The following is a 23,999-nucleotide window of genomic DNA, read 5'->3' as shown; positions in this document are numbered from 1 at the left end:
CGTTTTTCGTTGGCGCAAGGGGGCGTCTCAGCCCCGGCGGCGGATCACCCCTTCCTGCATGGTGCTCGCCACCAATACCCCATCCCGGGTGAAAAACTGGCCGCGCACCAGACCCCGACCGCCGCTGGCGCTCGGGCTGTCCACCACGTAGAGCAGCCAGTCGTCCAGCCGGAACTCCCGGTGGAACCACATGGAGTGATCGATGGTGGCCACCTGCATGTCCGGCTCCCAGTAGGAGACCCCGTGGGGCTGCAGGGCGGCGAACAGGAAGTGGAAGTCGGAGGCATAGGCCAGCAGGTAGTTGTGGACCCGCTGATCGTCCGGCACCGGGCCATTGGCCTTGAACCAGGTGTAGCGAAGGGGCTCGTGGACATCCGGGCGAATGGGGTCCACCAGGGTCACGGGGCGAATTTCGATGGGCTTCTCGCACAGGATCTTGTCCCGCAGGGCCGCCGGGATCATCTGCTCGTAGGGACGCACCAGCTCCAGCTCGCTCTTGAGCTGCTCCGGGGGCGTGATGCCGCCCGGCATCTTCGCCTGGTGCTCGAAGCCCTCGGCTTCCACCTGGAAGGAGGCGTTGAGGTAGAAGATGGGCTTGCCATTCTGGATGGCCTTGACCCGGCGGGTGGAGACGGTCTGGCCGTCGCGGATGTTCTCCACGTCGTAGACGATGGGCTTGTTGGCATCCCCGGGGCGCAGGAAGTAGGAGTGGAAACTGTGGACCTGGCGGTCGCTTGCCACCGTCTGCTTGGCGGCTGACAAGGCCTGCCCCATCACCTGTCCGCCAAACACGGATCGCAACCCGAGATCCTGGCTCTGGCCCCGAAACAGGCCCTCCTCGATCTTTTCGAGCGCCAGCAACGCCAGCAGCTCATCCAGTACCTTGCTCATTGGTTTCTCCTGTCTTTGTGCGCGAAAGGCTAACAAGCCCGTCCCGGCAGGGCAACCATCCTGATGCACATCCCCGTCTGCAACCACCTCCCCTTCAAAAAAGGGAAGTGTATGACGCTTTCCAGCCCGTACAGAGGGCACTCTGGCCCCCTCCCCTGGCAAGGGGAGGGCTGGGGTGGGGTCAGACGCGATCAAGCCATGCCCGAATAGAGACAACCACCCCGGGTAGATTTTCCATCACCTCCCTGTTGCTAAATCTCAGTACCGTCAGCGACAGGGCCGCCATGTAGGCATCCCGTCGCTTGTCATGACGCAGACCCCGCATGTCAAAATGGCTGTCGCCATCAACCTCAATGACCAACAACCGCCCGGGGCAGTAAAAATCCGCAATGTATGGGCCTATACCTTGCTGACGGCGAAACTTGACTCCGAGTTGCCCAGCCCGAAGCGCCTGCCACAATCGCCGTTCAGGCTCTGTTGGATTGTTTCGCTGTTCACGCCGTTTATCCAGCGTGGCCTCGCGGTTGAAAACACGAACTGGCTTCTCGTTCATGACAGTATTCCTCCGACTATGACCCCTGTCAGCATAACAACTACTCACCCCCTCCCAGCCTCCCCCTTCAAAAGGGGGAGGAGCTTGTCTGGCCCTTTCTCTCCCCTGTGCGATTCAGTCTCAAGGAGCCCGGCAGGAGCAGAAAACAAAAAAGCCCGCACCTTGGGGTGCGGGCTTGTGGCGTGTCCGGGGCGAGCGGCCCGTGGCGGCGGCTTACTTGCTGCCGGTGCCGGAATTACGGGTGGAGGAGGTCGGTTTGCGACGGGCGGTGGTGGCACGGGCGCGCGGCTCCTTGCCCTGCATCTCCTTGTGGCGCTTCACGGCGCGACGGATCTGGGCGGCCTGCTTGTGGCGGGTGCTCTTGCCATCCTGCTGCAGATCGACCTTGGATTCGGTCTCGTTGGGCAGGTTGACCAGGCCGCGCAGGTAGTTCACTTCGGGCAACTTCAGCTCCTGCCAGCCGCCGCGGGGGATGCCGCGATCCAGCTTGACGTCGCCGTAGCGGATACGCATCAGGCGGCTCACCTGCACTTCCTGGGATTCCCACAGGCGGCGCACTTCCCGGTTGCGGCCCTCGGTCAGGGTGACGTTGAACCACTGGTTCAGCCCTTCACCGCCAGCCGGCTTGATCTTGTTGAACTTGGCCATGCCGTCTTCCAGCTGCACGCCCTTGCGCAGGCGCTGCAGCATGGCTTCGGTGATCTCGCCAAAGACCCGCACCGCGTATTCCCGCTCCACTTCGTGGCTCGGGTGCATCAGGCGGTTCGCCAGCTCGCCGTCGGTGGTGAACAGCAAGAGGCCTGAGGTGTTGACGTCGAGGCGGCCGACCGCTATCCAGCGGGCGCCATCCATCTTGGGCAGACGATCAAACACGGTGGGACGTCCTTCCGGATCGTGACGGGTGCACATCTCCCCTTCGGGCTTGTGGTAGGCCAGCACGCGGCAGATCACTTCCTCTGCGGCGCGGGTCTTGACCTGGTGGCCATCCACCCGGATCACGGCGTTCACTTCGACGCGATCCCCCAGCGTGGCGACCTTGCCATCCACGCTGACCCGACCTGCGGTGATCAGGGCCTCCATCTCACGACGGGAGCCTTGACCCGCGCGGGCCAATACTTTTTGCAGTTTTTCACTCATCGGGTTTACCTGATTGTTGATCGCTGCCCGCCGACATCGCGGACAACCTTGGCTCTTGTGAGAAGGCCCCGTTGGCCTCCCCACCATGTTCATGCTCAGCACGGCCTGCCAGAGGCTGACCGTCACCGCCCTCGCCCGGCATGAGCGACAAGGGGGCCTGCAGCTCGGGATCCAGCTCGGGGAGCTGCTCCAGACTCTGCAGGTTGAAATAGTCCAGAAATTCACGGGTGGTGGCGAGCAGCTCGGGGCGACCCGCCACCTCCTTGTGGCCGATGCTGCGCACCCAGCCACGCTCCTTGAGGGTGTTGACGATCTGGCTCGACACCGCCACCCCGCGGATGGCTTCTATCTCCGCCCGGGTGATGGGCTGACGATAGGCAATCAGCGTCAGCGTCTCCATCACGACGCGGGAATAACGGGGAGCCCGCTCGCTCCACAGGCGCGACAGCTCCTCGGCATACTCCTGGCGGGCCTGGAAACGCCAGCCGGAGGCCACCTCTTTGAGCTCGACCCCCCGCTCGCTGTAATCCTGTCTGAGCTCTGCCAGCAGCAGCTGGACATAGCGGCCGGTGACCGGGTAGTCCGAGAGCACGCTGCCCTTGATTTCGCTCACCGTGAGGGGACGCCCCGCCACGAAGATCGCCGCCTCGATCAGGGTCTTCAATCGTTCAGCAGGCAGCGCCACGGTGGACCTCCCGGGTCCGCGCCCCTGGCGCCGCCCCTCGCTCAGTGTAGATGCTCATGCTCCTCCCCTTTCCCCTGACTGGCCAGGGCAAAATGGATGGGGCCCAGGGGCTCCGCCTGCAAGATCCAGATCAATTGCTCCTTGCACAGCTCCAGCAGGGCCAGGAAGGTCACCAGCACTCCCATGCGCCCCTCCTCGGCCCGCAGCACCTGCTCCAGGCGCAGGGTCTGGCCCAGGGAGAGCATGGCGAGGATCTCCGCCATCCGTACCCGGGTCGGGATCTGCTCGCGGCGGATCTGGTGATGTTCAAAATGAGTCGCGCGTTTTACCACACTTTGCATGTAAAGGGCGAGTTCAACCAGAGAAACATCGGGCGCCAATGGCTTCAAGGCACCAAAATCCGGCGCCATGGCGGCGGCGACGAAGATCTCCCGCTCCACCCTCGGCAGGGCATTGACCCGCTCCGCCCCCAGCTTGTAGCGCTCGTACTCCTGCAGGCGACGAATGAGGGTGACGCGGGGATCTTCCCCCTCCTCCTCGTCTTCCAGCTCCGGGGCCTTGGGCAGCAGCAAGCGGGACTTTATCTCCGCGAGCCAGGCCGCCATCAGCAGGTATTCCGCCGCCAGCTCGAGGTTGAGCCCCTGCATCAGATCCACGTACTCCATGTACTGGGCGGTGATCTGCAGGATGGGCAGGTTGAGGATGTCGAGCTGCTGGCGCCGGATGAGGTAGAGCAAGAGATCGAGCGGCCCCTCGAAGGTGTCGAGAAACACCTCCAGCGCATCGGGGGGGATGAACAAGTCCTGGGGCAGCTCATGGTAGGGCTGCCCCAGCACGGTGGCGATGGGCGGGGGAAGGGAAGCCTCCCCCGTCGTGCCCGCGGGGGTTGTCAGCGCGGGCACGGGGTCGGCAAGATCACTCAAACGGCGTCGGATCCCCGGCACCGCGGCGACGCAGCACGGGCTCGTCGTCGGAGAAGTCCACCACAGTGGTGGGCTGCTCGCCCAGATACCCGCCGTTGACCACCAGATCCAGCTGCTTGCCGAGCTTGTCGGCAATCTCCTCGGGGTCGAACTCCGCCATCTCGGAGCCCGGCAGGATCAGGGTGGTGGAGAGCAGCGGCTCACCGAGGGCCTCGAGCAAGGCCAGCGCGATGTTGTTGGCCGGGACCCGGATGCCGATGGTCTTCTTCTTCTCGTTCATGAGGCGACGCGGCACCTCCTTGGTGGCCTTGAAGATGAAGGTGTAGGGTCCGGGGGTGTTGTTCTTGACCAGCCGGAAGGCGGTGTTGTCCACCTTGGCATAGGTGGAGATCTCCGAGAGATCACGGCACACCAGGGTGAAGTCGTGGTTCGGCTCGATGCGACGGATGCGGCAGATGCGCTCCAAAGCATCCTTGTTGCCCATCTGGCAGCCCAGGGCGTAGCCGGAGTCGGTGGGATAGACGATGACGCCGCCGTTTTGCAGGATCTGCACCGCCTGGCTGATGAGGCGAACCTGGGGATTGTCGGGATGTACGTAAAAATGCTGACTCATATGCTCTTCTCGCGATAGGGGGCACGCTCGTTGCCCGCTTCATGGTCAAGGGCCCCTTGGCCCATGACACTACCTTAACCTGTTTGACGCAGACTCGCCTGCATCAAAGATGCCGGCCCGGGGGGTCAGCGGCTGGCCAGCAGGCCCGCATGCTCCTCGGGGGTGAGCCCGAAATGGCCGGGGTGGCCCAGCCACAGCGGCATCCCCTCCTTGGGGAGCCAGAGGTGGCGGCCAAGCTCGGTCCAGTTGGAGGGGAAGTGAAAATCGGACCCCACCGAAATATAGAGATCGTGCTCCCTGGCCCACTGGCCGAGATTCGCCCGCTCCTGTGGGCTCTGCTGGGGCAGGGAGACCTCCATGGCATCCCCCCCGACGGACTTGAAGGCCACCAGCAACCGCTTGATCCACTTGGCGGTGAGATTGTAGCGGCTCGGGTGGGCCAGCACCGCCAGCCCGCCTGCGGCGTGGATGGCCTCGATGGCCTCCCCCATCCCAGGCCACTCGGCGGGCACATAGCCCTTGTTGCCCCGGCTCAGGTACTTCTTGAACACCTTCTGCATATTGTCGGCCACCCCGCGCGCCACCAGCACCCGGGCAAAGTGGGCCCGGGTCACGGCGGCGTCACCGGCAAGCTGCTTGGCCTCTTCATAGGTGCCCGGGATGAGGCACTTCTCCAGACGACGCCCGATCTCCTCGGCGCGCGCCTCCCGGCGGGCTCGCTGCCCTGCCAGAAAGGCGAGCAACTGGGGATTTTTCTCGTCCACCCCGAGGGCCACGATGTGGATCTCGTGATGCTCCCACCCGGTGGAGATCTCCACCCCGCTCACCAGGCGCAGTGGCAACTGATCGGCCGAGATGGTCTGGCGCACCTCCTCAAGCCCGTCGAGGGTATCGTGGTCAGTGACCGCTAACACCTCCACCCCTTTTTCGGCGGCGCGGCGCACCAGGTCGGCGGGGCTCAGCACCCCGTCCGAGGCGGTGGTGTGGCAATGAAGATCGAATCTCATCGGCGTGTTTCGCTCTTGTTTGGGACCTGCCTGGAAAAGGCCGGCAAAAAAGCGACTTGACTTGGCCGCGGCTTTATCGTTTTCTGTAGGCACTTCATTGCAAACATCTTTTTACAGGACTCAATCTCATGCAAGCGACTTCCATCCTGACCATCTGGTGGTGGCACACTCCCTGACATGCGGGCGTGTGGTCGTTGCTGTACCTGTAATCTGACAGCAAGTTAAGAACCCAAAGAAAAAGCCCGCTGACCCCAGCGGGCTTTTTTATTATCCGGCAAATGGACCTGTGATGAAACCGACAATTCAGAGAAGCACACTGACATGGCGATGGCGAACTCGCTGACGTGACCCGAACCCGACCCATTTTCAAGAGAGACAGCGCCATGACCATCGGTGACACACAACACATGCAAGGGAAGGCATTATGACAGGCAACAAGACCCGTTTGCCCCTGGGCGAATTCGATACCATCCGGCTCAATGCCCCCTATGTGACAGACCCCCTGGCACTCTATACCCGACTCTGCCAGGACAGACCCAACAACCTGCTGCTCGAATCGGTGGAGATCGACTCCAAGGCCGGTACCCAGAGCCTGCTGCTGGTGGACGCCTGCCTGCGCATCGAGTGCCGCGGCCGCGCCGTGCAGGTGCGCCCCCTCGGCGACAACGGCGCCGCCCTGCTGCGCCTGCTGGAGCAGCGCCTGCCCGCCGTCATCACCCAGACCCGGGTGGTGGACGAGCTGCACCTCGACTTCCCGGCGTCCGATCGGGAGCTTGACGAAGACAGCCGCCTCAAGGGCAGCAGCGTGCTGGACGTGCTGCGCACCCTGCAGCGGGAGCTGCAATGCCAGCAGGGCAAAGAGGCCCTCTTCATGGCGGGCAGCTTCGCCTACGACCTCATCGCCTCCTTTGAAGACTTGCCCGAGGTGCCAGAGGGGAGCAACGACTGCCCTGACTACTGCTTCTATGTGGCCGAGACCCTGATCACCATCGACCACATCAAGCAGAGCACCCAGTTGGTGGCCTGCCTGTTCGGCGGCGAAGAGGATGAGCAGCTGGACGCGCGCTACGCCCGCCTGACCGCTCGCCTCGAGTCCTTCAAGCAGGCCTGTCAGCAGCCGCTGCCTGCGCCGCAAGGCACGGCGCCGCTGACCGGCGCCCTGGCCGTCGACAAGGGGGACAAGCAGTTCTGCGCCGAGGTCGAGAAGCTCAAGGGCTTCATCCGCCGTGGTGACATCTTCCAGGTGGTGCCGTCCCGCAGCTTCTCCCTCCCCTGCCCGGATCCCGTCGCCGCCTATCGCCGTCTCAAGCAGACCAACCCCAGCCCCTACATGTTCTACGTGCAGGACGAGGGCTTCACCCTGTTTGGCGCCTCCCCCGAGAGCGCGGTCAAGTTCTGCGCCAACAGCCGCCAGGTGGAGATGTACCCCATCGCCGGCACCCGCCGCCGTGGGCTCAACCCGGACGGCAGCATCAACCTGGATCTGGACGGCCGCATCGAGCTGGAGCTGCGCCAGGACGAGAAAGAGGTGGCCGAGCACCTGATGCTGGTGGATCTGGGCCGCAACGACATCGCCCGCATCTCCGCCCCCGGCACCCGCTACGTCAAGGATCTGCTCAAAGTGGATCGCTACAGCCACGTCATGCACCTGGTCTCCCGGGTGGTGGGCACCCTTCGCGCCGACCTTGACGCCCTGCACGCCTACCAGGCCTGCATGAACATGGGCACCCTGACCGGTGCCCCCAAGCTGCGCGCCAGCGAGCTTATCCGCATGGTGGAAGGCAAGCGTCGCGGCAGCTACGGCGGCGCCGTGGGTTACCTGAACGGCGCAGGGGAAATGGACACCTGCATCGTCATCCGCTCCGCCTTCGTGAAAGAGGGGGTCGCCCATGTCCAGGCCGGCGCCGGGGTGGTCTATGACTCCAAACCCCAGGCCGAGGCGGACGAGACCCGCGCCAAGGCGGCGGCCGTGCTGGCCGCCATCGCTGCCAGCCATGGCACCTCCCTGCAGGCCCTCAGCGCCCAGCAGGAACAACACAAGGACGTGAGCCATGACTAACATCTTCCTGCTCGACAACTTCGACTCGTTTACCTACAACCTCGTCGACCAGTTCCGCACCCTGGGCTACCCGGTGCGCATCTACCGCAACAGCCTGCAGGCGAGCCGCATCATGAGTGAGATCGACGCCTGCGAAGGGGACGCCGTCCTGGTGCTCTCCCCGGGGCCGGGCGCGCCCCATGAGGCGGGCTGCCTCATCGACCTCATCAAGCTGGCCCGGGGCCGGGTGCCCATCCTCGGCATCTGCCTCGGTCATCAGGCCCTGTGCGAAGCCTACGGCGGCACCGTCGGGGCGGCGGGGGAAATCGTCCACGGCAAGCGCTCCCTCATCGAGCACAACGGCCATGGCGCCTTCGCGGGGCTGCCGAGCCCCTTGCCGGTGGCCCGCTACCACTCCCTGGTGGCCACCTATGTGCCACAAGAGTTGCAGGTGATTGCCCACTATCAGGGCATGCCCATGGCCATCGAGCAGCGTGACGAGCGGGTGCTGGGCTTCCAGTTCCACCCGGAATCCATCATGACCAGCGAAGGGGCCCGCCTGCTCACCCAGGCCCTCGCCCATGTCACCCGTCCAGAAAGCCACGTGCGGTAAGGAAGAGACCATGCATCAACATCTCAACACCCTCTATCAGGGTCAGTCTCTCACCCGCGACGCCGCCCGCGACGCCTTCGGCCAGGTGGTTCGTGGTGAAGTGGATCCCATCGTGCTCGCGAGCCTTTTGACCGCTCTCAAGATCAAGGGGGAGACCCCGGAGGAGATCGCCGGCGCCGCCGAGGCGCTGTTGGCCGAAGCCCGCGACTTCCCGCGCCCGGACTATGCCTTCTGCGACATCGTCGGCACCGGAGGGGACGGCCTCAACACCATCAACGTCTCCACCACCTCGGCCCTGGTGGCCGCCGCCTGCGGCCTGAAAGTGGCCAAGCACGGCAACCGCTCGGTCTCGAGCAAGTCGGGGTCGAGCGATCTGCTCGATAAAATGGGCATCAAGCTCGACATGAGCCCGACCCAGGCCCGCCGCTGCCTGGACGAGCTCGGGGTCTGCTTCCTGTTCGCCCCCCAGTACCACGCCGGGGTGCGCCATGCCATGCCGGTGCGCCAGGCCCTCAAGACCCGCACCCTGTTCAACGTGCTGGGGCCGCTCATCAATCCCGCTCGCCCCAGCTTCCAGCTGATGGGGGTCTATGCCCCCGAGCTGGTGCGCCCCATCGCCGAAACCCTGCTGGCACTCGGCCTGAAAACCGGTATGGTGGTGCACGGCGCCGGTCTCGACGAGATTGCCATCCACGGCCCGACCCAGGTGGCGGAGATCCGCGACGGCGAAATTCGCGAGTACTTGCTCACCCCGGCGGACTTTGGCCTCGACACCTACCCGGTCAGCGCCATCCAGGGCGGTGAGCCCGAGGAGAACCGCGCCATCACCGCCGCCATCCTGGAAGGGCGCGGCAGCCCGGCCCACAACGCCGCCATCGCCGCCAACGTGGCGCCGCTCCTGGTGATGGCGGGCGAGGCCCCGGACTTTAGGCAGGCCGCCGCCCGGGTGCTGGCGGTGCTGGCAAGCGGCCAGGCCGCCCTCCTCGCCCGGGATCTCGCTACCCTGAGCCATCAGGAGGCATGATGTCAGCCACCACCACAGCGTGCCCCAGGGGCACTCACCCAGAACGCCCGACGGGCAACAGCCAGCTTCGCAAGGATAACGAGATGTCAGATGTCATTGCTCCCCACGCCTTTCTGAACATGGCCTCCATCAGCCAGACCATCCTCGGCAAGATCGTGGCGGCCAAGCAGGAGTGGGTCGCCGCCCGCAAGGAGAGCCAGCCCCTGGCGAGCTTCCAGGACGCGCTGACCCCGAGCGATCGGGATTTCGAGGGGGATCTGCGCAAAGGCTCCACCCGCTTCATTCTGGAGTGCAAGAAGGCCTCCCCCTCCAAGGGCTTGATCCGGAATGACTTCAGCCCGGAGGCCATCGCCGACATCTATGGCCACTACGCTACCGCCATCTCGGTGCTGACGGACGAGAAGTTCTTCCAGGGGGATTTCGCCTTCCTGCCCCGGGTACGCGGCCGCGTCCAGCAGCCGGTGCTCTGCAAGGACTTCATGATTGACCCCTATCAGGTCTATCTGGCCCGCCACTATCAGGCGGACGCCATCCTCCTGATGCTCTCCGTGCTCACCGACGAGGGGTATCGCGCCCTGTTCAAAGTGGCGAAAGAGTTGGGCCTCGGGGTGCTCACCGAGGTGAGCAACGAGGAGGAGCTGACCCGCGCCATCGACCTCGGCGCCCCGGTGATTGGCATCAACAACCGGGATCTGCGGGATTTGAGCGTCGATCTTGCCCGCACCCGGCAGCTGGCGGCCAGGATCCCGGGGGATCGGGTGGTGATCAGCGAATCCGGCATCAACCACCGCGCCCAGGTGGCGGCCCTGCGCCACCACGCCAAGGGCTTCCTGGTGGGATCTTCCCTCATGGCGGAGCCGGATCTGGAGGCCGCGGTGCGCAAGCTCGTGCTCGGCCAGAACAAGGTGTGCGGCCTGACCCGTCCCGAGGACGCCGCCGCCGCCCATCAGGCGGGCGCCGTGTTCGGCGGCCTCATTTTTGTGGCGAAAAGCCCGCGCTACGTGGACATTCCCGCCGCCCGCGCCGTGATGGCGGGTGCGCCGCTCTCTTACGTCGGGGTGTTTCGCAATGCCCAGCCCGCCACCATCGCCAAGACGGTGGATGCGCTGGGGCTCGCCGCCGTGCAACTGCACGGGGACGAAGACGCCGCCTATATCGAGACCCTGCGCCCCCTGCTGCCGGCGGGCTGCCAGATCTGGAAGGCAATTGGAGTCACAAGCGGCGAGCCCCTGCCCACCCTCGACTACCCGGCGGATCGCCTGCTGCTTGATACCAAAGTTGGCAGCCAGAGCGGCGGCACCGGTCAGGCGTTCGACTGGACTCTGCTGGCCGGGCTCGACAAGAGCAAACTGATGCTGGCAGGGGGGCTCAACCCCGACAACGCCCTCGAGGCCGCCCGGGTGGGCTGTGTGGGCCTTGATTTCAACTCCGGGGTGGAGAGTGCCCCGGGCAGGAAGGATGCCCACAAGCTGGCGGCCGCCTTTGGTGCCCTGCGCCAACTGTGAGCGCCCCGTGACTCATTCAACGAATTAATGAACTGCGTTTGCGCATAAGCACAAGGAATAATGTATGACCCTGCTCAATCCGTTTTTCGGTGAATTTGGCGGTATGTATGTGCCCCAGATCCTCATCCCCGCCCTGCTCCAGCTGGAGAAGGCCTTCGTCGATGCCAAGGATGATCCGGCTTTCGTCGCCGAGTTTCAGGCGCTCCTGACCGAGTACGCCGGTCGCCCGACACCGCTCACCCTCACCCGCAATTTGACCAAGGGCACCAAGACCCGCCTCTACCTCAAGCGTGAAGATCTGCTGCACGGCGGCGCCCACAAGACCAACCAGGTGCTGGGTCAGGCCCTGCTTGCCAAGCGCATGGGCAAGCACGAGATCATCGCCGAGACCGGCGCCGGTCAGCACGGCGTCGCCACTGCCCTGGCTTGTGCCCTGCTCGGCCTCAAGTGCCGGGTCTATATGGGCGCCAAGGATTGCGAGCGCCAGAAGCCCAACGTATTTCGCATGAAGCTGATGGGCGCCACCGTCATCCCGGTGCACTCCGGCTCCAGCACCCTCAAAGATGCCTGCAACGAGGCGCTGCGCGACTGGGCTGCCAACTATGAAACCGCCCACTACCTGCTCGGTACCGCCGCCGGCCCCCACCCCTTCCCCACTATCGTGCGGGAGTTCCAGAAGATGATCGGGGAAGAGGCCAAGGCCCAGTGCTTCGAGAAGGAGGAGCGCCTGCCGGATGCGGTGATCGCCTGCGTCGGCGGCGGCTCGAATGCCATCGGCATGTTTGCGGACTTTATCGACAACCCTGAAGTGCGCCTTATCGGGGTCGAACCCGGTGGTCACGGCATCGAGAGCGGCGAGCACGGCGCGCCGCTGGGTCACGGCAGCAAGGGGGTCTTCTTTGGCATGCACTCCTTCCTGATGCAGGACAACCAGGGCCAGATCCAGGAGTCCTACTCCGTCTCGGCGGGGCTGGACTTCCCCTCCGTCGGCCCCCAGCACGCCCACCTGGCCGCCATCGGCCGCGCCGAGTACCCCTCGGTGACCGACAAGGAGGCGCTGGACGCCTTCCAGGAGCTGGCCAAATCCGAAGGGATCATCCCGGCGCTGGAGTCCTCTCACGCCCTGGCTCATGCCCTCAAGATGGCCCGCAGTGAACCGGAAAAAGAGCAGGTGCTCATCGTCAACCTCTCCGGCCGTGGCGACAAAGACATCTTCACCGTTGCCGACATCTTTGAAAAAGAAGGAACCTTGTCATGAACCGTTACGCTCAACTCTTCTCCCGTCTGGACAAGGCCAATCAGGGCGCCTTCGTGCCCTTCGTGATGCTGGGTGACCCCACCCCCGAACTGTCCCTGGCCATCGTCGATGCCCTGGTCCAAGGGGGCGCCGACGCCCTCGAGCTCGGTATTCCCTTCTCCGATCCGGTGGCGGACGGCCCCACCATTCAGGGTGCCGCCCTGCGTGCCTTTGCCAGCCACACCACCCCGGACGACTGCTTCGGCCTGCTCGCCCGCATCCGCGCCAAGTACCCGCAGCTCCCCATTGGCCTCCTGGTCTACGCGAACCTGGTCTATGTGCGCCACATCGACGGCTTCTACGAGAAGTGCCAGCAGGCGGGGGTGGATTCGGTGCTGGTGGCCGACGTGCCGGTGCAGATGTGCGCCCCCTACAAGGCGGCGGCCGACAAGTTCGGCATCGACAGTATCTTTATCGCCCCGCCCAATGGCGACGCCGAAACCCTGAAGCAGGTGGCGGAGCTGGGTAACGGTTACACCTATCTGGTGAGCCGTGCTGGCGTGACCGGTGCCGAGACCAAGGCCGGCATGCCGGTGGAGGGCCTCATCAACTCCCTGCGCGAGTTCAACGCCCCCCCCGCCTTGCTCGGCTTTGGCATCAGCGAACCGGCCCAGGTACGCGATGCCATCAAGGCTGGCGCCGCCGGCGCCATCTCGGGTTCGGCAGTGGTGAAGATCATCGAGACCCACCACAAGAACCCGGAGCATATGCTCACCCGTCTGAAGGAGTTTGTGGAAGGGATGAAGGCCGCGACTAATCGATAAGGTTAGGAATAGGGTCAGCTGTCTGTGGACCTGATATGCCAATTCGCATAACCACGTAAAAGGGAGCCTGACAGGCTCCCTTTTCTATTTCCTTGTTCTGTCGCCAACGAGTGCTACTGCTCCTGGAGATTTGCAGCTACTTCAGGACTCAGTCTCTTCATGGCCCAACCATGTCCTCGGTAATAATCCAGCATGTACAGCAAGTCGCGAACGGCTTCGAGCATTTCGCGTACATCTTCGGTTGTTACTGTTTCTTCACGCCCGTGCACTAGGGAAGGTGCGAATAAGTCATATGGCACGAGAGCATTTACTGGTAACCCATTGATATTAAATGACTAAAATTTTCATTTTTTGTTCGTGGGATACTTGTTCGCACTTTCCTTAGCGGCGGCTCAAATCTCCACGGATCTAATCGGTAATATGTTTGGAAAAACATTGCGCATCCCCATAAGCCGTTTTTTCACTGAAACCAAAATTATCACTCTGGTTCAGCGAAAGGAAATTTAGGCCATCGCTCGGTGAAGTGAAGTGCAATGCTGCTCTGCAAGCGACATCCTCCCGGCCCCTCGGCCATCCCCCAGACCATCCCTCACCAACTTTTCCTCTCTAAAAAGTGAACTCCTCTACACTTTTTATCTCAACCAGCACCAGGACCTTAAAAAGTGCACTATCGTACACTTTTAATTGCTGTTTGCTCTTACCATGAGTTAAGGTGTAACAACCTACACTTTTTTTCGTGATCATGATGGCAGACGCATCGTTGCAAGCCGGCCCGAAAGAACTGGATCCCGCCTCCCTGGGGCTGGCGATCCGCGAGAGACGCAAGGCCGCCAGGATGACCCAGGAGGTGACGGCCTCACTGTGCGGCATCTCCAAGAAGACCCTGATCAAGATTGAAAAAGGGGGAGATGTCTACCTCTCGACCCTGCTGCAGGTGATGAAGGCGCTGGGGCTGCACTTGCAACTGGTGCAGGAAGTGGGCTCACAGGTAGCGAGCGGCAACAGCCAACCCGAGGTCGGTGATGATGAATGGTTCTGAGCGCCATCGGCTGGAACTTCGGCTGGGTAACCAGCTGATCGGCCATCTCGAGTATGACTCCAGCCAGGATGCGTTTCAGCTCGGCTATACACCTGAGTGGCAGGCGCGTGGCTTCCCGCTCTCCCCCCCACTGGCGCTGGATGGATCGGCCAGCAGTGCCCAGATCCGGGCGTATCTCGGCAACTTGCTGCCTGAAAATCGCGGGCTGGACCATCTGATTGAGGCGCTCTCCGTTTCGCGCAGCAATCTCTTTGCCCTGATCCACGGCATCGGCCGCGATGTCTCCGGGGCTGTCACCTTTACCCTGCCCGCAGAGCCCGACGTCCCCACCCGGTTTCGCCCCATCACCCCAGAGGAGCTGTTGCTGCGCCTCGAACAGCCCGAGATCTGGCCGCTGGAAGTCTGGGATGGTCGCCCCCGCCTCTCGGTTGCGGGTGTGCAGGCCAAGCTCAACCTGCTGCGACTCGAGGGGGCGCTGGGATTTGGCGAGGGCGAGCTCTGTTCCACCCACCTCCTCAAGTTCGAGCATCACCCTCATCTGGTGATCAATGAGTTCGTGACCATGCGACTGGCCGCACTGCTGGGCATGCCGGTGGCGCGGGTCGAACTGCACAGGGTCGGCCAAGGCGATAAGTCCCACCGAAGCTTGCTGGTGGAACGGTTCGATCGGCGCCTTGACGAGGATGGCTTGAGGGTGCGCCGTCGTCACATGATCGATGCCTGTCAGGGGCTGGGGTTTCCCGTCGCCCGAAAATATGAACGCAACTTCGGTGACGGGCGAGACGTGGCCCATATTCGGGAAGGGGTGAGCCTGCCACGGCTGTTCAGTCTCAGCGCACTTTGCGTCAATCCGGCGCAGGCCAGACTGGACATGCTGCAATGGCTGCTCTTCAACCTCTGCGTCAACAATCACGATGCCCACGGCAAGAACTACAGCTTCTTCGTATCAAAAGCAGGGCTGATGCCCACCCCCTGGTACGATCTGGTCAATGTGGGGCTTTACCCCGAGTTCAACCAGCATCTGGCCATGGCCATAGGCGACGAGTTTGCTCCCGAGGCGGTCAACGCATGGCAGTTGCTGGAGATGGCCGAGGCATGCGAGCTGCCCAAACGCCTGTTGCAGCAGACCTTGCACAAGATGGCCAGCGACATACTGCATCAGCTTGATGCCGCCATCGCCCTGGTTGAGACAGACAATCCCGCCGAGCTGGCTTATCTGGCACGTTACAGAGACGACGTTGAGCACCGTTGCCACCATTTTCAGGCGCAGGCGACGCTGTTGCCCGAGCTGCAACTGTAGCCAGACCTTGTCCACCCCCATGGGACGCAACCCGGCCTTGAGCCCATGACGGGCATTGCCTACAATGACCCACTTTTTATCACACTCAGGTAAATAAAATGAGCGACAACAAACCTGCACTGCCCGACCGTCTGGCGGCCAACCCGCGCAGCCCGCACCATGTGGCAGAGTGCTTCGAGCACGAGATCGGCATTCGCGTAAACGGCAAGGAGCGCACCAATGTCGAGGAGTACTGCATCAGCGAAGGTTGGGTGAAGATCCCCTCCCCCAAGGCCAAGGATCGCTACGGCAACCCCATGCTGATCACCGTCAAGGGCACCGTCGAGGCTTTCTACGCCTAAGCGGCCCTGACCGCGCGCCCCGCCGGGCCCGCCGCCATGCTGTTCAGAACACCGGCCTTGCGCCGGTGTTCTGCTGTTGAGGGCGGCCCAAGGTGACAGGCGCCTCTCTCTTTGTTCTCTTTTACCTTCCTGTTTCTTCCTTTCCCTCCCTTTCTTTCGCCTTTTCCTTTTCATCTGGACCCTGATCCGGCTGGCGAGCCGCCTTTGGCATCCAGGCAGGGCGACACTCTTGTCATCCCTGCCGGTTTACCCAGGCCATCACAGCATCACTCACCCTCGGGAGCGCGACTTGCCGGCCTGCCAGCGTTGCAGCGCGGCGCCCGCCAGCACCAGCAGAATGCCGAGCAGATCGCTCGCGGCCAGCCGTCCGGCCAGGGCATCGAGCAGGGCGCCCCCCGCCAGTTGACCCGTGACGATGAGCAGGGCGCAGGCCAGGGCGCCGATCCGGCCGATGGCCCAACTGCTGATGGCGACGAACAGCGCCCCCAGCACCCCGCCAAGCAGCAGCCAGGGATCGAGCCCGGCGAGCCGCTCCCAGGGTGCCCCCTTGAGGATGAGCAGGGCGCCGAGCAGCCCGAAGCCGAGCAGGTGGTTGGCAAGGGACGCCGTCATGGCGCCCCGGGCGCTGGCGAGGCGGCCATTGAGGGTGCGCGACAGGCTCACCGCCACGCCGTTCAGCAGTCCCAGCAGGATCAAGAGGGTCATGGTGTCTCTCCTAATGCAGCACGATAAGCAGGGCGCCGGCCATCACCAGCAGGGCGGCGAGCGCGTCTTTTCCCGAGGGGCGGCGGCGAGCCAGTCCGAGCCAGCCGAGGCCATCGCACAGGGCACCAAACAGCAGCTGGCCGAGCAGCAGCAGGGCCAGGGTGCCCGCCATGCCGAGGGGCGAGTTGAGGCACAGGGCCGCCAGCACCACGGTGAGCGCCCCCGGCAGACCGCCGAGCCAGGCCCAGGGCGGGGCCGCCTCCGGCGTCGGGGGCCTTGGGGAGAGCCACCACAGGAGCCCGGCCACCAGGCTGCCGACCCCGTGGGCCAGCCAACTTGCGAGCCAGGGGTCGGTGGCGCGGGACAGGGCGCCGTTCTGGGCGATCATCAGCGCCAGCAGCAGGCCGGCGGCGAAGGCGGCCAGGGCACCCAGGGTCTGGCCAAGTGTCTGTCCGAGGGCGGGGCGGCCGGGGCCGCGGTCAACAAGCGGGGGGATCATGGGGTTGCTCCTTGGTTCAACTGACGAGCAGGGTAAATTGTTTTTGATTTGGGGATAATCTACCCTCCTGGAACAATATTGCTTCCATAACGAGAACAACATGAACCAGGAAGCCTTCGCCCTGCTCCCCTCCTTCGTCGCCGTGGTGGAGTCGGGCACCTTCTCCGGCGCCGCCCGTCAGCTCGGCCTCAGCAAGTCGGTGCTGAGCAAGAAGGTGAGCCAGCTCGAGCAGGCCCTCGGCTGCCAGCTCCTCTATCGCACCACCCGCTCCCTCACCCTGACCGAGGCGGGGGAGCGCTACTTCGAGACGGTGCGCCATGCAGTGCGCCTGGCCAGCGACGGGGAAGATGCCATCGGCGCCCTGCAATCGGCCCCCCGCGGCCTGCTGCGGGTGACGGTGCCCATGGTCTATGGCCGGCGCCACATCGCCCCCCTTGTCCCCGAGTTTCTCGCCCTCTACCCCGAGCTGCAGTTGCAGCTGGAGATGAGCGACGCCCGGCAGGATCTGGTGGCCGAGGGGTTCGACGTGGCGGTGCGCATCGGCGAGCTGGAGGATTCGAGCCTGGTCGCCCGCCGCCTCGCCCCCTGTCTCAGCACCCTGTGCGCCGCCCCCGCCTACCTGGCGCAGGCCGGCACGCCCCGCACCCCGGCGGATCTCGAGCGCCACAACTGCCTCTTCTACTCCCTGTTTCGCGGCGGCACCCAGTGGCGGCTGCACGGGCCCGAAGGAGAGGTGGCCATCACCCCCAGGGGCAATTTCGAGGTCAACAACAGCGATGCCATCCACACCGCGCTGCTGGCGGGGCTTGGCATCGGCAACATGCCGGACTTCATCGTGGCGCGGGATCTCGCCATCGGGCAGCTGGTGCCCGTCCTGCCAGACCATGCCCTGCCCGAGCACGGCATCTGGTGCGTCTATCCCAGGCGCCGCCACCTGCCCGCCAAGGTGGAGGCCTGGCTGGCCTTCCTGCAGGCGCGTCTGGGGCTGCGCTGAGGGGTGCCATCGGGATAACCGGAACGGTTCACGTTTTTTCATCGGGAAGGGAGTAGAGTAGGCAGCAAACCAAGCATCTGTTTTTATTGGAAAAGCATTCAGGGGACGAGCCACGACATCGCGCCCCGCACCCCAGAGGGAGCCCCATGATGAAGAAAACCGCGATTGCCCTGACCCTCACCAGCCTGCTGACGCTGCCGCTCGTTGTCTCATCCGATGCCTGGGCCGCCCCGGTGCGCTCCCTGCAAAAGGAGCAGAATTACGAGCAGTTCATCAGCAAGCGCCAGGTGGTGGATCAGCTGCTGGCAGACGCCGCCCGCATCTTCCACTCCCCCGCCCGGGTCTCCGATGCGGGCTTTACCGCCAAGATGCCGAGCAACATGGAGCAGGTGACCACCCTGCTGCTGGAGGCCCACCAGCTCGAGCCCTATCGCACCGATCTGCTCATCTCGGCGGCCAACGCCCAGATCTACAACGGCAACGTGGACAGGGCCATCGCCCTGTTCGAGCAGGCCCTCACCGCCGCCCCGGACGATCTGGACATCAACACCTATCTGGCCACCTGGCAGCGCTTCAAGGGCAACCAGGCCAAATCCGATGGCTACCTCAAGCGGGTCGGCGAGCTCAATGCCGGTCGCGCCGCCGACTTGCAGCGGCTGTTCGCCACCGTGGACAGAGTGGTCGCCACCCCCCTCAAGGAGCGTCAGGGACGGGGCGAGAAGAAGGGGCGCCGCGCCATCGTCACCCTGGGCTATGCCCTCAATCCCGACGGCTCCATGCACGACATCCTGCTGGGACGCCTCGAGACCACCCGCGCCCTGGCCCAGGCCGATCCGGCGGCCCTCGTCATCCTCACCGGCGGCGTGCCCCAGAACCGCCAGACCGAGGGCAAGCTGATGGCGGACTGGCTGGCGAAAAAGGGCATCGACCGCTCCCGTATCATCGAGGAGAACTACGCCACCAGCACGGTGGAGAACGCCCTCTACAGCGGCTATGCCCTCACCCGCCACGAGATTGAGTTCGCCACCCTGGTGAGCTCGGCGAGCCATGTGCGCCGGGGCCAGACCCTGCTGGAAATCGCCTGTTGGCAGAGCGGCCCGGCGAACATCCGCATCGACAGCGTCGCCTACCCGGACAAGCCCCTCTCGGCCCTGGCCAAGGCAAGCCCGGAGGAGCTGCTTGGCATCTACCGGGACGCCCTGCGCACCTATGGCCTGTGGAGCTACCGCTCGGCCCCGCTGGTGGAGCGCTGATCCCCCGGCCCCGCCACCCTGGCGGGGCCTTTTCCTCTCTTCTCCCTGCCAGTCACTGCCCTCCCTGTTGGCCAGCCCCTGCACGCACCTGCTGACCCCTTGCGCCAGCCACCCGATAGATGGCGGGTGAGCAAGCTATCCACTTTCTGGCATATCTCAATCAGATCATTGATTTACCGTTCTTTTTCTAAGAACCAAACGGCATGAGAACACCCTTCTCGTTCCTTCGCCCCCGGGGATGTTCAGATAAAGATGTGGCTTCCCCCCCCCCCCCAACAAGGAAGTGCATCATGACAGCAAAAGGCATCTCTCTGTGGCTCGCAGCCTCCATGCTGCTCGGCCAGTCCGCACAGGCCCTCGACGTCACCGTGGCCTACCAGACCTCCGCCGAACCCGCCAAGGTGGCCCAGGCCGACAACAGCTTCGCCAGGGAGAGCGGCGCCACCGTGGATTGGCGCAAGTTTGACAGCGGCGCCAGCGTGGTACGGGCGCTCGCCTCCGGCGACGTGCAGATAGGCAACATCGGCTCCAGCCCCCTGGCGGTGGCGGCGAGCCAGAATCTACCCATCGAGGTGTTCCTGCTCGCCTCCAAGCTCGGGGAGTCCGAGGCCCTGGTGGTGAAGCAGGGGCTCGCAAAACCCGAGGATCTCGCGGGCAAGCGCATCGCCGTGCCCTATACCTCCACCACTCACTACAGCCTGCTGGCGGCCCTCAAGCACTGGAACGTCGACCCCGCGACGCTGCAGATCGTCAACCTGCAACCACCGGCCATCATCGCCGCCTGGCAGCGGGGCGACATCGACGGCGCCTATGTCTGGGCCCCCGCCCTCAACCAGCTCACCAAGGAGGGCAAGGTGCTGACCGACTCCGCCCAGGTGGGTGACTGGGGGGCGCCGACCCTGGACGTCTGGGTGGTGCGCAAGGACTTTGCCAAGGCCCACCCCGAAGTGGTGCAGGCCTTCGTGAACAGCACCCTGGCCGCCCAGCGCGACTACCTGGCCAACCCCGACGGCTGGCTCACCAAGCCGGACAACCTCGCCAAGCTGGCCAAGCTGAGCGGCGTTCCCGAGGCGGACGTTCCCGCGCTGGTGAAGGGCAACACCTACCTCGATGCGAAGGCCCAGAGCGCCGAGCTCGGGCGCCTCGTCAACCAGACCATCATCGACACCGCCCGCTTCCTCGAGAGCCAGGGCAAGGTCGCGAACGCCGCCTCGGACTACCGCCAGTTCGTGACCGATCGCTTCGTGAAAGCCGTGGCCCAGTAAATCCAAGGAGACGACCATGCTGCAGCTCTCTCATGTGTCCGCCGAGTACGCCGGCAGGCGGGTGCTCGACAACATCAACCTCTCCCTGTCCGAGGGGGAGCTGATGGTGGTGCTGGGGCCCTCGGGCTCGGGCAAGACGACCCTCCTCAACCTGGTGGCGGGCTTCGAGCCTTGCCACCACGGCCAGATAAGCCTTGAGGGCAAGCCGGTCACCGGCCCCGGCGCCGAGCGCGGCGTGGTGTTCCAGAGCGAGGGGCTGCTGCCCTGGCGCAACGTGCGAGACAACGTGGCCCTCGGCCTGCAGCTGGCGGGCGTGCCCAGTGCCGAACGCACCGAACAGGCCCAGGCACTGCTGCGTCAGGTGGGGCTGGAGGGGGCCGGCGATCGCGCCATCTGGCAGCTCTCCGGCGGCCAACGCCAGCGGGTCGGCATCGCCCGGGCCTTGGCCACCCAGCCCCGCCTGCTCCTGCTGGACGAGCCCTTCGGCGCCCTGGACGCCTTCACCCGGGAGCAGATGCAGACTCTGCTGCTGCGCCTGTGGCACGAGCACCGGCGTCAGGTGCTGCTCATCACCCACGATATCGAGGAGGCCATCTTCATGGCCACCGATCTGGTGCTGCTCTCCCCCTCCCCCGGGCGGGTGACGGAGCGGCTGACCCTGGATTTCGGTCGCCGCTTCGCCGCCGGGGAGCCCTGCCGCAGTATCAAGTCCGATCCGGCCTTCATCGAGCGCCGTGAATACGTGCTGGAACGGGTGTTCGCAGAGCGGGAGGCCTTCGCATGACCCTCGCCCTCGCCCGGCAACGGGATCTCACCCACGCACGGGCAGCGGGCTGGCCCCTGTCCCGCCGTCTGACCCTGAGCCTCGCCACCCTGCTCGTGCTGCTGGCCCTGTGGTGGCTGGTGGCCCACTTCGGCTGGGTCGATCCCCTGTTCCTGCCGCCCCCACAGCGGGTGCTGGCACAGCTCATCACCATCGCAGGCCCAACGGGCTTTATGGATGCCACCCTGTGGCAACACCTGGGGGCCAGCCTGGGGCGCATCCTGGTGGCGCTCGCTGCCGCGGCGTGTTTTGGCATCACGGTGGGCATCGCCATGGGGCTCTCCCCCACAGTGCGCGGCGTGCTGGATCCCCTCATCGAGCTCTACCGCCCGGTGCCGCCGCTCGCCTACCTGCCACTCATGGTGATCTGGTTTGGCATCGGTGAAACATCGAAGGTGCTGCTCATCTATCTGGCCATCTTCGCGCCCGTGGCCCTGGCGACCCTGGCGGGGGTGAAGAGCGCCAACGCGGTGCGAGTGCGGGCGGCCCAGGCGCTGGGCGCATCCCGGTCCCAGGTGCTCTGGCACGTGATCCTGCCCGGCGCCCTGCCGGACATCCTGACCGGACTGCGCATCGGGCTCGGGGTGGGCTGGTCCACCCTGGTGGCGGCCGAGCTTATCGCCGCCACCCGGGGGGTGGGCTTCATGGTGCAATCCGCCGGCGAGTTTCTCGCCACCGACGTGGTGCTGGCGGGCATCCTGGTGATCGCCCTGATCGCCTTCGTACTGGAACTGGGCCTGCGCGCCCTGCAGCGCAGGCTCACCCCCTGGCATGGAGAAGGACAATGAGCCACAGGCTGACCGCTTTCCTTCGCCCCCCTTTCCTATTGGTATCGGGCCTTCACGCCCCCAGACATGGAGCAAGACCATGACCGACAAGTTGACCATTACCCCCCTCGGCCCCCACATCGGCGCCGTCATCGCCGGCGTCAATCTGGCAGAGCCCCTGAGCCAGGGGCAGTTCGAGCAGCTCCATCGCGCCCTGCTCAAATACCAGGTGCTGTTCTTTCGCAACCAGCCCATCACCCCGCGAGCCCAGCGGGCGCTGGCGAACCGCTTCGGGGATCTGCACATCCACCCCGTCTACCCCCACACGGAGGAGGCCGAGGAGATCATCGTGCTCGATACCCACGACGACAATCCGCCGGACAACGACAACTGGCACACCGACGTGACCTTTATCGAGACTCCCCCGGCACTGGCCATTCTGGCCGCCAAGCAGTTGCCCCCCACCGGGGGGGACACCCTCTGGGCCAGCGGCATCGCGGCGCTGGCGGCCCTCTCCCCGCCCCTGCAAACCCTGCTGGCAGGGCTGGAAGCCGAGCATGACTTCACCAAGTCCTTCCCCGCCCATCGCCATGATGACAGCGAGGAGGCGCGCCAGCGCTGGCAGGCGGCCGTGGCCCGTCACCCGCCCCTGCGCCACCCGGTGATCCGCACCCATCCGGTGAGCGGCCGTCAGGCCCTGTTCGTCAACGAGGGGTTCACCACCCGGCTGCCCGGGCTGCCCCCCAAAGAGAGCGAGGCCCTGCTCGGCTTTCTGTTCGAGCACATCACCCGCCCCGAGTTTCAGGTGCGCTGGCGCTGGCAGGAGAACGACATCGCCATCTGGGACAACAGGGTGACCCAGCACTATGCCAATGCCGACTACCTGCCGGCACGCCGGGTGATGCACAGGGCCACCATTCTCGGGGACAAGCCCTTCTGGCGCCCGGGCTGAACGTCCCCCATGGAGAGCGACCATGAGATAACGCCCAGCAAAAAGCCCGCCGGCTGGCGCAATGCTGATCAGTTAAGGATCCATTGACCGATCCTTCTGCTGTAGGACAATCCGGAACCAATCACTGGTTCCGGATTTTTTTATGTCTATTGCAAACGATCTGAACGATGTTGTTGAGGCATCTGGCGACATGCTGGCTCGGCTGGCCATTTTTGCCGACCATATTCCCGACGAATGGATTACTGCCGCTGCCGCCTTGTCTGAAAAGGCCACTATCCGCCGACGCCGCTTACCTTCTGATATGGTCTTGTGGCTCGTCGTGGGGATGGCCTTTTTCCGCAATGAGCCTATCTCCGAGGTCGCTCGGCGCCTCAACATCTGTGCAGAAGGGTTGGCCAATGATGCCTTGCTCGCGGACAGTGCCCTGTCTCAGGCTCGTCAGCGACTCGGCAAACAGCCGCTCGAGTGGCTGTTCAAACAGTGCGCCGATGTGTGGGGGCGGGAACGTTATCCTGAAGACCATTGGCACGGTTTACAGGTCTTTGCCATCGATGGGGCCCTGTTCCGAACCCAGGATATGCCTGAACTCAGAGCACATTTCGGCTCGGGTAACACCTCAACCAACCGGCAGACACCCTACCCGATGCTGCGGTTGGTCACGCTCATGAATGTCCGCTCGCATGTCATTGCCAACGCGGCCATCAGCCCGTACCGCAAAGGGGAAATCCCCCTGGCCAGCGAGTTCATTCACTCATTGCCGGACAAGTCAGTGACCCTGCTGGATAAAGGCTTCTTCGGTGCCGACCTGTTGCTGCGTATTCAGGCCGAAGACACCGACCGTCACTGGCTCATCCCGGAACGCAACGGGCTGGTATACACGGAACTTGAGCGCTATGGCGACGGTGACCGTCTGTTGCAAATGACGGTCTCGCCTCAGGCTCGCAAGAAAAACCCGGCGTTGCCGACACACTGGCAAGTTCGCGCAGTGACCTATGAGGTGGCAGGCAAGGA

The 23,999-nt window shown here is 64.4% G+C and carries 24 protein-coding genes and 1 pseudogene; 16 read left to right on the top strand and 9 right to left on the bottom strand.

The window, feature by feature from the left end; translation table 11 throughout:
- Positions 1–27: 27 nt before the first annotated feature.
- From tesB to J9889_RS14145, 7 genes are all read right to left on the bottom strand, one after another.
- Positions 28–891, bottom strand: coding sequence for an acyl-CoA thioesterase II (gene tesB / locus J9889_RS14175; RefSeq protein ID WP_041214836.1), 864 nt, complete (start codon positions 889–891; stop codon positions 28–30).
- A gap of 181 nt (positions 892–1,072) precedes the next feature.
- A complete protein-coding gene (locus tag J9889_RS14170) occupies positions 1,073–1,444 on the bottom strand; it encodes an endonuclease domain-containing protein (protein ID WP_039039189.1) in 372 nt (123 codons plus the stop codon).
- A 213-nt stretch (positions 1,445–1,657) separates the two neighbouring features.
- A complete protein-coding gene (gene rluB, locus J9889_RS14165) occupies positions 1,658–2,581 on the bottom strand; it encodes a 23S rRNA pseudouridine(2605) synthase RluB (protein WP_039039190.1) in 924 nt (307 codons plus the stop codon).
- Positions 2,574–3,266, bottom strand: coding sequence for an SMC-Scp complex subunit ScpB (gene scpB, locus J9889_RS14160; RefSeq protein WP_210557077.1), 693 nt, complete (start codon positions 3,264–3,266; stop codon positions 2,574–2,576). Before scpB ends, rluB begins: the two co-directional genes overlap by 8 nt.
- A gap of 41 nt (positions 3,267–3,307) precedes the next feature.
- On the bottom strand, positions 3,308–4,189 hold the full coding sequence (locus J9889_RS14155) for a ScpA family protein (RefSeq protein ID WP_010673703.1): 882 nt from the start codon (positions 4,187–4,189) through the stop codon (positions 3,308–3,310).
- A complete protein-coding gene (locus tag J9889_RS14150) occupies positions 4,182–4,802 on the bottom strand; it encodes an L-threonylcarbamoyladenylate synthase (RefSeq protein WP_010673702.1) in 621 nt (206 codons plus the stop codon). The genes J9889_RS14155 and J9889_RS14150 overlap by 8 nt, the downstream gene beginning before the upstream one ends.
- 125 nt (positions 4,803–4,927) lie before the next feature.
- Complete coding sequence (locus J9889_RS14145; protein ID WP_010673701.1) at positions 4,928–5,809, bottom strand: PHP domain-containing protein; 882 nt, start codon at positions 5,807–5,809, stop codon at positions 4,928–4,930.
- A 424-nt stretch (positions 5,810–6,233) separates the two neighbouring features.
- Between J9889_RS14145 and J9889_RS14140 the strand changes: the two genes are divergently transcribed.
- The 9 genes from J9889_RS14140 to J9889_RS14100 all read left to right on the top strand — a co-directional run bounded on the left by J9889_RS14140 (position 6,234) and on the right by J9889_RS14100 (position 15,730).
- Positions 6,234–7,868: an anthranilate synthase component 1 gene (locus tag J9889_RS14140; RefSeq protein ID WP_182975920.1), complete on the top strand. Its 1,635-nt coding sequence runs from the start codon at positions 6,234–6,236 to the stop codon at positions 7,866–7,868.
- On the top strand, positions 7,861–8,460 hold the full coding sequence (locus tag J9889_RS14135) for an aminodeoxychorismate/anthranilate synthase component II (RefSeq protein ID WP_069785302.1): 600 nt from the start codon (positions 7,861–7,863) through the stop codon (positions 8,458–8,460). Before J9889_RS14140 ends, J9889_RS14135 begins: the two co-directional genes overlap by 8 nt.
- Before the next feature lie 10 nt (positions 8,461–8,470).
- Positions 8,471–9,484 (top strand): anthranilate phosphoribosyltransferase, encoded by a 1,014-nt coding sequence (gene trpD, locus J9889_RS14130; protein WP_053288294.1) that lies wholly within the window; start codon positions 8,471–8,473, stop codon positions 9,482–9,484.
- Positions 9,484–10,989 carry a bifunctional indole-3-glycerol-phosphate synthase TrpC/phosphoribosylanthranilate isomerase TrpF gene (gene trpCF / locus J9889_RS14125; protein ID WP_210557073.1) on the top strand — a complete coding sequence of 502 codons (1,506 nt, stop codon included), beginning with the start codon at positions 9,484–9,486 and terminating at the stop codon, positions 10,987–10,989. The genes trpD and trpCF overlap by 1 nt, the downstream gene beginning before the upstream one ends.
- A gap of 64 nt (positions 10,990–11,053) precedes the next feature.
- Complete coding sequence (trpB, locus tag J9889_RS14120; protein WP_041213214.1) at positions 11,054–12,247, top strand: tryptophan synthase subunit beta; 1,194 nt, start codon at positions 11,054–11,056, stop codon at positions 12,245–12,247.
- Positions 12,244–13,050 (top strand): tryptophan synthase subunit alpha, encoded by an 807-nt coding sequence (gene trpA, locus J9889_RS14115; RefSeq protein ID WP_201872673.1) that lies wholly within the window; start codon positions 12,244–12,246, stop codon positions 13,048–13,050. The genes trpB and trpA overlap by 4 nt, the downstream gene beginning before the upstream one ends.
- 745 nt (positions 13,051–13,795) lie before the next feature.
- Positions 13,796–14,089, top strand: coding sequence for a helix-turn-helix transcriptional regulator (locus J9889_RS14110; RefSeq protein ID WP_041213413.1), 294 nt, complete (start codon positions 13,796–13,798; stop codon positions 14,087–14,089).
- Positions 14,073–15,389, top strand: coding sequence for a HipA domain-containing protein (locus J9889_RS14105; protein ID WP_124813919.1), 1,317 nt, complete (start codon positions 14,073–14,075; stop codon positions 15,387–15,389). Before J9889_RS14110 ends, J9889_RS14105 begins: the two co-directional genes overlap by 17 nt.
- A gap of 98 nt (positions 15,390–15,487) precedes the next feature.
- Positions 15,488–15,730, top strand: coding sequence for a DUF3297 family protein (locus J9889_RS14100; RefSeq protein ID WP_010673692.1), 243 nt, complete (start codon positions 15,488–15,490; stop codon positions 15,728–15,730).
- 270 nt (positions 15,731–16,000) lie between these two features.
- On the opposite strand, the gene J9889_RS14095 is transcribed toward J9889_RS14100, so the two are convergent.
- Together J9889_RS14095 and J9889_RS14090 are read right to left on the bottom strand one after the other, a co-directional pair.
- Positions 16,001–16,435: a DMT family transporter gene (locus J9889_RS14095; RefSeq protein ID WP_042864154.1), complete on the bottom strand. Its 435-nt coding sequence runs from the start codon at positions 16,433–16,435 to the stop codon at positions 16,001–16,003.
- Positions 16,436–16,445: 10 nt separating this feature from the next.
- Positions 16,446–16,934, bottom strand: coding sequence for a DMT family transporter (locus tag J9889_RS14090; protein ID WP_080769911.1), 489 nt, complete (start codon positions 16,932–16,934; stop codon positions 16,446–16,448).
- Between the two features lie 100 nt (positions 16,935–17,034).
- Here J9889_RS14090 and J9889_RS14085 point away from each other — a divergent pair, with 100 nt between their 5' ends.
- From J9889_RS14085 to J9889_RS14055, 7 genes and pseudogenes are all read left to right on the top strand, one after another.
- A complete protein-coding gene (locus J9889_RS14085) occupies positions 17,035–17,928 on the top strand; it encodes a LysR family transcriptional regulator (protein WP_210557067.1) in 894 nt (297 codons plus the stop codon).
- A gap of 149 nt (positions 17,929–18,077) precedes the next feature.
- On the top strand, positions 18,078–19,181 hold the full coding sequence (locus tag J9889_RS14080; protein ID WP_210557093.1) for a YdcF family protein: 1,104 nt from the start codon (positions 18,078–18,080) through the stop codon (positions 19,179–19,181).
- A gap of 290 nt (positions 19,182–19,471) precedes the next feature.
- Positions 19,472–20,446, top strand: a complete 975-nt coding sequence (gene tauA, locus J9889_RS14075; RefSeq protein WP_042014206.1) for a taurine ABC transporter substrate-binding protein — start codon at positions 19,472–19,474, stop codon at positions 20,444–20,446.
- 16 nt (positions 20,447–20,462) lie between these two features.
- Positions 20,463–21,230 (top strand): taurine ABC transporter ATP-binding subunit, encoded by a 768-nt coding sequence (gene tauB / locus J9889_RS14070; protein ID WP_042014207.1) that lies wholly within the window; start codon positions 20,463–20,465, stop codon positions 21,228–21,230.
- Positions 21,227–22,057 (top strand): taurine ABC transporter permease TauC, encoded by an 831-nt coding sequence (tauC, locus tag J9889_RS14065; protein ID WP_053288287.1) that lies wholly within the window; start codon positions 21,227–21,229, stop codon positions 22,055–22,057. Before tauB ends, tauC begins: the two co-directional genes overlap by 4 nt.
- 79 nt (positions 22,058–22,136) lie before the next feature.
- Positions 22,137–22,988 (top strand): taurine dioxygenase, encoded by an 852-nt coding sequence (tauD, locus tag J9889_RS14060; RefSeq protein ID WP_043155533.1) that lies wholly within the window; start codon positions 22,137–22,139, stop codon positions 22,986–22,988.
- A 142-nt stretch (positions 22,989–23,130) separates the two neighbouring features.
- A pseudogene (locus J9889_RS14055) lies at positions 23,131–23,999 on the top strand (IS4-like element ISAeme15 family transposase); the annotation flags it as partial.

Origin of the sequence: Aeromonas sp. PrichA-15 (assembly GCF_017939245.1) — a bacterium.
GTDB lineage: Bacteria > Pseudomonadota > Gammaproteobacteria > Enterobacterales > Aeromonadaceae > Aeromonas > Aeromonas caviae.
The sequence above is the reverse complement of the archived record's forward strand: the minus strand, read 5'-3'. Positions and strand labels throughout refer to the sequence as shown.